The 8,943-nt window shown below is 34.9% G+C and carries 8 protein-coding genes; 2 read left to right on the top strand and 6 right to left on the bottom strand.

The window, feature by feature from the left end:
• Positions 1 to 4: 4 nt before the first annotated feature.
• The 3 genes from istB (ACWATA_RS27300) to ACWATA_RS27290 are packed head-to-tail and all read right to left on the bottom strand — an operon-like array spanning position 5 to position 2,434.
• Positions 5 to 763 carry an IS21-like element helper ATPase IstB gene (gene istB, locus ACWATA_RS27300; RefSeq protein ID WP_251441223.1) on the bottom strand — a complete coding sequence of 253 codons (759 nt, stop codon included), beginning with the start codon at positions 761 to 763 and terminating at the stop codon, positions 5 to 7.
• On the bottom strand, positions 760 to 2,307 hold the full coding sequence (istA, locus tag ACWATA_RS27295) for an IS21 family transposase (protein ID WP_473050464.1): 1,548 nt from the start codon (positions 2,305 to 2,307) through the stop codon (positions 760 to 762). Before istA (ACWATA_RS27295) ends, istB (ACWATA_RS27300) begins: the two co-directional genes overlap by 4 nt.
• Complete coding sequence (locus tag ACWATA_RS27290) at positions 2,264 to 2,434, bottom strand: hypothetical protein (protein ID WP_473050463.1); 171 nt, start codon at positions 2,432 to 2,434, stop codon at positions 2,264 to 2,266. Before ACWATA_RS27290 ends, istA (ACWATA_RS27295) begins: the two co-directional genes overlap by 44 nt.
• A gap of 29 nt (positions 2,435 to 2,463) precedes the next feature.
• On the opposite strand from ACWATA_RS27290, the gene istA (ACWATA_RS27285) reads away from it, so the two are divergent.
• Entirely contained in the window at positions 2,464 to 3,726 is a 1,263-nt protein-coding gene (istA, locus tag ACWATA_RS27285; RefSeq protein ID WP_080967575.1) for an IS21 family transposase, read from the top strand.
• Entirely contained in the window at positions 3,723 to 4,487 is a 765-nt protein-coding gene (istB, locus tag ACWATA_RS27280; protein ID WP_047932902.1) for an IS21-like element helper ATPase IstB, read from the top strand. Before istA (ACWATA_RS27285) ends, istB (ACWATA_RS27280) begins: the two co-directional genes overlap by 4 nt.
• A gap of 313 nt (positions 4,488 to 4,800) precedes the next feature.
• Here the strand turns inward: istB (ACWATA_RS27280) and ACWATA_RS27275 are convergent, their stop codons facing one another.
• From ACWATA_RS27275 to ACWATA_RS27265, 3 genes are read right to left on the bottom strand one after another with little or no spacing between them, the layout of a single operon-like run.
• Positions 4,801 to 6,048, bottom strand: coding sequence for an MFS transporter (locus ACWATA_RS27275; RefSeq protein ID WP_075422537.1), 1,248 nt, complete (start codon positions 6,046 to 6,048; stop codon positions 4,801 to 4,803).
• Between the two features lie 10 nt (positions 6,049 to 6,058).
• The gene (locus ACWATA_RS27270) at positions 6,059 to 7,120 is read right to left on the bottom strand and encodes a glutathione S-transferase (protein ID WP_233335483.1); all 1,062 of its coding nucleotides are present in this window, start codon (positions 7,118 to 7,120) and stop codon (positions 6,059 to 6,061) included.
• A 21-nt stretch (positions 7,121 to 7,141) separates the two neighbouring features.
• Positions 7,142 to 8,503: a radical SAM/SPASM domain-containing protein gene (locus tag ACWATA_RS27265; protein WP_233335484.1), complete on the bottom strand. Its 1,362-nt coding sequence runs from the start codon at positions 8,501 to 8,503 to the stop codon at positions 7,142 to 7,144.
• Positions 8,504 to 8,943: the final 440 nt, after the last annotated feature.

Raw genomic sequence — 8,943 nt, 5'->3', positions numbered from 1 at the left:
CTTTTTACACTTCTGCTGAAAATACACTTTTTCGATGTTTCATTCGATAACTATCTCCATCCATATGAATGACTTCTACACGATGGAGTAAACGATCTAAAATTGCAGTAGTAATTCCTTGATCTCCCATTAGTTCACCCCACTGTTCAGGGCTTTTATTGGATGTAAGAATGATAGAACTTCGTTCATACAAATGATTAATTAAATGGAAAAACAAATTTGCTTCTCGCTGATCCATTGCCATGTACATTAAATCATCAATGATAATCAGATCGGCGTCTCTTAATCGCTTTAGCTGCACTTTCGATTTGTTTAGAAACTCTTCCGTTTTTAAAAGATGAATAAGCTCACCCATAGTTACGAAATAGGCGTTGAAACCTCTGTGAATAGACTCAACCCCCAAACCAATCGCTAAAAATGTTTTACCAACGCCTGGCGGTCCCAATAAAATTAAATTATACTGCTGCTCAAGCCAGTTTAGCTCTGCGAGCTGGGTCAATTGACGTCCCGTTAAAGTTGTTTGCTCTTCTAAATTAAATTCACTTAATGACTTCACGTAAGGGAAGTGCGCCCACTTCATTCTTCTTTCTAAACTCTTTACTTCGCGTTTTCTAAGTTCGTAACGCGTAATCGATTCAAGAAATTCTAAATATGTCCAAGAAGATTTTTCAGCCTCACGTAGGAGCTTTGGTAGCTCCTCAGCTGTTTCGGATAACCTTAATTGGCGAAAGTGTTCCTGCAAGTCATTTACAGTCTTATTCACTGTGGGTCACCCCCTAAAATACTTGTGTAAGCAGTAAGGGAGCGAGTTGTCACTATAATGTTGTCTTTACCTGAATGTTTTATAAAGGGAGGCTTAACCTTTTGGGTACATTCAGTTTGTAATGCATTTTGGTGGTTTGCGATATCTCGAAAGTCATTGGCGCTGTAAAGTTTATCTATGATGCATTTAGTCAAGGTTGCTTCAATCCACATTGGATATTTCTCAATGGTGTTTTGAATGATTATGAGCTGATCACGCCGATACCGTGGGTATCTTAAACAAATTTCATTTAAATAAGAAGTTGCACGTTTCTGATCTTCAAAATGTGAAACCAGTTGTTGCTTAAATTCTTCAATACCTTTTGAGCGATCCCGGATATGATGTAGATGTTGAATAAGCTTTCCCTTTTCATTACTAATGCTGTGTTCAGCAATTACTTCTCCATCTAACTGTTTACGGATAATCAGCGTTGGCGGTTGGCTCGAAGTGACTTCAATAAAAACCTCATTATCAGAGGCTGCACTATACGTTCCGAGAGGAACGGAATAACGGTTTGATTTAAACCGTATTGTATTGTCCTTACTAATATTCCTTGTTATACTTGGGGTAATGACGCTTTCATATGAGAGTGGTGAAGAGACCGGCTGTAAGTGTTGCTTTTCGACGGGGAACACTTCAGCTGGTCTTTTTTTCGTTGTCTGATGAACATGTTGATTTCCAGTGCGATGTAACCACTGTAATGCACGGTTATTCCAATCTTCAATATTGCTAAATACTCGGCTATCTGCGAAATTTCCCTTTATGTACTTTACAACGTTCTCAATCATTCCTTTTGATTCTGGGTCTGCCTTACGACATAAATGAACTTTAAACTTACGCTCATTTACATAGCTTTGAAATTCAGAAGTTAAAAGTAGCTGACCTGAATTTTCACTTACTGTAATTAAACGATCCTGATCATACACAATTTCTTCTGTACGTCCTCCGTAAAATTGAAATGCATTTTCATGACATCGAATGGCATCATTTGTTGTAAAAGGCCGGTCCTGCCACTCCATGTATTTGTATCGAGAGTGAGCTAAGACAAAAGCGATGAAATATAGTTTAATTTCATTCTTTTCAGTTGTCTTCTGTTTCGTTTCTCCCCAATCCACCTGGATTTGCTTACCCATGGGTTGTTCAGGGATTGCTTCATATTGCCGAATTATTACTTTTTTCTCAATCTGATAAATCTCCCGCATCTCTTTCACATAGGCTCTTACTGTACTCTCGCCAACAACTAAATCGGGATAACGCTCTAAGAGCCAATCGTGGATTTGTGCTGCACTGAGATGAGGGTATTCTTCAAGCCAAGCGATAATCCAATCCCTGTAGGGATCCAACTTCTTACCTTTGCCTTGAAGCTGTTCCAAGTATGCTTTTGTCTCTTCAAACGTCATTTTTAAATATTTATAAACGGTTGGTCTTGATACTTTGAGCTCCTGTGCAATTTGAGATACTTTAAACTTCCGTTGATGTAATTGTTGAATATTTAAATAAAGCATTAGCTTCTCCTCCAAAACGCTGTCCCCCCAGTAAAATAACACCTTCTATCATTTTGTAATCAGCGACTGTAAAATACTCAATAACAGCGATTCCAAATTCCCCAATAATAACAGATAATCGTTTCAAGACAACATCATGGATGGAGTGGAGAAACGGTGCTGAAGATTGGGGAGTTTTTTATGATTAGAGAATTGTTTCAAAAAGGTTGGACGAAAACAGCTATTGCAGAAGCAACGGGTTTCGATCGCAAAACAGTCAGTAAATACCTAAAAGATAACCAGTTACCTAAGCGTAAAGGAAGTAAACAGAAAAAAGAAAGCAAATTAACCCCTTACAAACCGTACATACTTGGACGGCTTAAAGAGGGTACCACTAATTGCGTAGTCTTATTAGAAGAAATACAAGCAATGGGTTATGAAGGTCAGCTCACAATCTTAAGAGATTTTGTTCGTCCTCTTCGCCAACAACCAAAGAAACAGGCAACCTTACGGTTTGAAACGCCACCTGGAAAGCAAGCTCAAATGGACTGGGCGTATGTCGGGAAGTACTTAGTAAATGATGTGCTGCAAGATGTATATGGATTTATCATGATTTTGGGTTATTCCCGGATGAAATATGTAGAATTCACAACGAATATGAACCTAGAAACTTTAATGAAATGCCATATGAATGCTTTCTCTTATTTTAATGGGATACCAGACCAAATCCTTTACGATAACATGAAAACAGTGGTGATCAAGCACAGCCCAGTGGAAGTTCGTTTTAATCGGAAATTCGAAGATTTCTTGGCTTACTATGGAATTGTGCCAAAGGCCTGCCGTCCAAGGAGGCCTCAAACAAAAGGGAAAGTAGAAAGAACGGTAAAGTATTTAAAAGATAACTTTTTTCAAAGAAAACATGAACCAACACTGAATGCGTTAAACGAGGATATAAAAGAATGGTTAAATCAGGTGGCTAATAAAAAGGAAAATCAGACAACAAATGAAGCACCCTTTAAGAGGTTTGAGCAGGAACAGAAGTTCCTGAAGGCCTGGGGGGAAAAACCTTTATTTCCTACTTCCCATTGGGAGCATAGAGAGGTTAGTCGAGATTGTTTTATATCATACGGGGGAAAACAATACTCCGTTCCTTATCGTTATGTTGGACAGACCGTTAAAGTAAAGGAAACATTAAATCATCATATAGAAATATACGATGAACATGAATGTATAGCAAAACATCCTATTCTTACTGGAAACGCAACGACACATATCCGGATGGAACATTATCAAGGTTTACAGAAGACAGAGATGGGTCAGAAAGAGAAACACATTGAAGGTTTGGCGACCGATGTTTCTCAATCACAAGACCCATCCCCTAAAGTAGAGAAACGTCCTCTCGCTGCTTACGCAGCATTAGAAGAAGGTGAACATGTATGATGAATGAGCTCTTAATTGACCGGCTAAGGAAGCTTGGTTGGCACCATACAGCTAACCAACTAGATAGTGTATTAGAAGACGTATCTAAAGATAATGTATCATATTCTGAATTTCTTCACACCATCGTTTTACAGGAAATAGAGAAGCAAGAGTCGGGACAATTGGAAAAACGAATGAAACAGGCAAAACTCCCTTATAACAAAACGATTCACGACTTTGATTTTACATTTCAACCAAGTCTTAGTGAGAAACAAGTAAAAGAGACACTTACGTGCCGATTTATCTCGAATGGAGAAAATCGAATTTTACTTGGTCCACCTGGTGTAGGGAAAACGCATTTAGCTATTTCTTTCGCGGTAGAGGCCATTACCAAAGGATATACAGCTCTCTTCTTAACCTCAGATGACTTAGTAGAACAATGCCGAAAGGCAAATGAGAAAGGTACCCTCCATCGGCTTGTCAATCGATGGAGCCGGCCAGATATTTTAATTATAGATGAAGTAGGATATTTTCCATTTGACGAACTCACAGCAAATGTTTTCTTTCAAGTTGTATCTAAACGGTATGAGAAAGGAGCAATGGTTTTAACATCAAATAAATCCTATCTTGATTGGGGAAACGTCTTTGGAGATGAAGTGTTGGCAACAGCTGTATTAGATCGGCTTCTTCATCATGCGATTACATTTAATATAAAGGGAGATTCATATCGTCTACGCGAAAAGAAAAAGGCAGGAATTTATCCTGCCAAGTTGACTACTTAACCGTTTATAACGGGGAATTTGTTTTCGCTGATATTGGGTAAATTTAAAACGTTGTTGACAATTTTACTAGAGTTCTAGCTTATTGAAGCAAAAGTGTAAAATTACGTTGAGCAAAAACTGTCAATTATATTCTAGCGTTTACAAATAACCATTTTATTGAAGTGCCTTTTGCAAAACAATTATATATAAATAGATTTTTACTTACTACTCTATAAAAAATAGTTACTCACAAAAAAACAGCTCAATAAAATTATTGGCTGTTCTTTATAAATTTCAAGAAAAATATATATCAATATGAGGTTTATTCTATATTTTAGGACACTACTCTATCGTTAAGCCTTTTATCATCTAGGTTTAGAATTTTACGATTTAGTAACCAACAGTTTGACAGGATTAAAATTATCCCTGCCAACATCAATACTTGTTGAACACCTACTACCTCACTCAATACTCCTGCACATAAAGCTCCTAACGGAATTGTTCCCCATGTAAGCATTATCATTGTTCCACTTACTTCTCCTCTAATATGAGAGGGTACAACCATTTGTTGAACTGTAACTCTAGCAACGCTTCCTATACTTCTTGCAGTAAAGAAGCAAATGCTTCCTATTATGAAGAGGACGATACCCATTTTTTCATGCGCAAAGCTTGCTAAAAGCAAACCAAAGCTTGGTATTATAGGTCCAAAGACCATAATTTTTATAACTCCAAACTTTTTTATTAATCTCGGGCTTATAAACGACCCCAATAAAGCACCTATACCACTCAAAGAAATTACTAATCCGGTAAGATAAGTAGATAAACCTAAGGTTCCTACTAAAAAGATTACTACCATGGCCGTATATATTGAAATCGCAAAATTAATTGTTCCTGTGGTAAGAACTAAGTTTCTAAGGACATTATTTGTAAATATATATTTTACATTTTCTAACCGTTTTATTTTTTTATCAGTTTTTGTTAAATATCTATTCTCAGGATTTATATTCTTTGGTTTACCGTATTTCCCAATCTTTAATATAGATAAACTTGATATTATAAGACATGTAGCTATAAGCAAAAGTGTCCATGAGATACCAAGTTTATCTATTGAAAGCCCTCCTAGAAAGGGGCCAATTAAATTTGCACCAGATTTGGAAAATTGGATTATTCCATTTATTCCTGATAAATTTTCATTGGTGTATATATCAGGTATCCATGCGGTAATTGTGGTTTCAATTATAACTAAAAATAAACTAATCATGCATATTATAAAAAAATAACTCAATTTGTTTAAATTTGAAGATAAAACCAAATACGAAAATAAACCAAAACATAGCGACTTGACTAATAATGAAGTTATGATTACTTGCTGCCTGTTCCATTTATCAGCTATTAATCCTGCAATATAGCCAAATAACAAATAACCTATGGAAGAGAGTGAAATAGCTAATCCAATTAATGAATTATTTAATTCCAAAACCTTAATTCCTATTATAGGAATTAGCAATATTAATCCCTCTACCGATATATACCTCAGTGTTTCTTCTGTACCTATTTGTAAATCTTTAAATTTATTATTCATATATTCCTCATTAAACCACTACATTCAAGTCATTTTCTACATTTTTATTAGGATGTATATCAGCAAAGAAGCTATCTATATCCTCTAAAATAATCTCTTTTTCCACATTGTACTCTTTAACAATTGTATTAGCTATATCATCTCGAGTATAGCCTTTGAAAGCTAGATTAAATAATGACAATCCAACTTCATTTTCTATAATATGAAAAACATCTTTCTCACAATTATGAATCATATTAATTTCAGGCCAAAATCTATAATGTCTTGCAATCCATGCCGGAGAGTCCTTAACAGTTTCATTCAATAACAAATAAGGTTCTCTAGCCTCGTTAAGATATGTTTTTACTGATTCTCTATTAAGTAGCGCATCTAAATAGTCATTTATTTCTTCGCTTTCCACTTTAATATTCCATCCTCGAATTTGCTGCGCCATTGGGGAAAACATTGCATCAGCAACCGAGAAATCACCAAATAAAAATTTGCCCCTCCAACCTTTTTTCACTTTCCTTTTTAATGTGCTCTCTAACAACTCTAAAGTCTCGTTTAGTTGTTCATGAGCCTCTTCCGATATACTGCATTTATCATTTTTTCTAAATGAATTTGCATAAGACATGCCACTCATTAAGGGCAGTAAATCTGCATGTATGTGACTGCTAAAAACACGAATGTCACTTCTTTTAATAACATCGTCACTTAATAAACAGGGATAGTCTTGGAATCTTTCTTCCAAATACTCTGATATTGATAAAACGTCACAAACTACAGCTTCCGTATCACTATCAATTAAAATGGGAACTCTCGGTAGATGCTCAACAATGCTACCCTTTAAAAGCTTAGTACTATCTAATTTTAATAACTGGGTAACTTGACACCCACAACCTGATGCTGGCTCCTTTGGTAAATCATATTCATCCTTTGCATTTATGGGTATAAGTCCGTTATCAGTAAATTTAATAGGCCAATCTAAACCAGCTACTACCTCCCTATATGGAACTTTCTTCTCCTTTAAAATTATAGAAGCCCGCATTGACCATGACGAAAACTGTTTATCTCCAATAATTAATGTTAACATTTTTATAACACTCCCTTAATATTATGATGAACAGCCCGACACTTGTTCTTCTTTAGTTTCAAAAAAGTGTGGTAAATGACATCCACCTCGACAGCTTTCTAGCTGACTACAGCCCATACAGGTTTGTCTTGGTTTAAGCACATTTGATATTTCTTGAGTCATAGCACCCCATATATTCTTAATACCGTCATTAACTGCATCGCCGAAAAACACATTGCTATGTGGGCAGTGTCTTAACCTACCATCAAAGGATACGCTTCCCCAGGTCAATCCAGCTTCGCAATGACCTGATAACTGTCGTTTTCTCAATGGTAAAGTTGGATCATCAATGCTTAATGGCTTATCTTTATTAGAAGTACACATTTTCTGTCCACATGGCCATGCAACTATTAAATCTGTATACTGATGCTGGAGTTTGTCTATCTCTTCCATTAATGGCATCATATTTTCAATAGGTACCCCATATACATCGTCATTTTTACCTGTTGGTACATAACGCATTACACTAAAATGTCTTGCTCCATTGTTATAAGAATCCTTCATGACATTAATTGCACCATTAAAATTACTTTTTACTAAAGTTAACTCAACTACTACTTCAATATTTAACTTAGCCAATAACGCAATTGCATCGATAGCCTTCTGATAAGCCATTTTATGTCCTGTTAATGCATTGTGAACAGTTTTATCCCCATGTAAAGAGATTAATACTGTTCCTACATTATATTTTTTAAAACGCTTAGCCAATTCTATATCTAAAAAATGACCGTTAGTAAAAACTACTTGATATAAACCTAACTTTCCTCCATATTCGAGAATTTCTTCAATATCTGGATGTAACAAAGTTTCACCACCACTATAACGCACGGTAAAACAACCATTTTCATTACACTCATCTAAAATTTTAAAAATTTTCTCTTTCGAGAGATGTTTTTGAGGTAACATTTTAATCTTTTGTTTAACATCAGCATCCGTTAGGTTAGGATCTATTTTCCATACATTGTAACAAAAACCACAATTCCAATTACATAAAGACGTAACTTCTATCTCTATACGTAAAGGAAATTCTAGTAATGATTCATGTTTCTTTTCAATGTCCCATTCCCAAATGTTCTCTTGATATTGAGTAAGGCTGAATAAGAATTCCCTTAGATCATTATTTAATTCTATCTCGTCTACGTCATATTCATTTAAAATGTATTTCTTTACATATTCAAGATCATGGTTTTGTTTTAATAACGATACAATTAAAATTCCTAATTCATTTTCAATTCTATGTATCGTTCCTGTTCTACTATTAAACAACATTCCTACGTCTTCTCTAAACTTTAGGTCCTTTAGTTCCTCTATCGCAATAGATATATCACTGTATTCAAAATTCACATTAGTTGCCCCCTATTTAAAAAGTTAAAAATGAAGAGAACAAGTTTCCCTGTTCCCTTCATAACTTCTTACCTATTAGTTACATTGTAGAGTTGGTGCTTTGCCTGATTTTACAGTTGGACGTTTATAACCTTTTTTAGCCACCCTAATCCCCCCATTCTATTATGTAGTAACTTCGATATAAATGAGATCTATATACAGGAATACCCAAATGGATATTTCTGTATAATAAATATAATGAATATTCAAAATATATTTAAATACTAATATTACTAAATTTCAATTTGATAAAAAATGAGTATTTTTTTTCAAAAATTGTAATATGATTACGAATTAAATATTATATATTGATTTTTATAATAACTAATTATTCCAAATGGAATAGTGAAGGACTTTATTTATCTAATAAGAATACAACCTTCTTTATTTTCCATGATAAA

Source organism: Priestia sp. USM5, assembly GCF_058323215.1.
The sequence above is the reverse complement of the archived record's forward strand: the minus strand, read 5'-3'. Positions and strand labels throughout refer to the sequence as shown.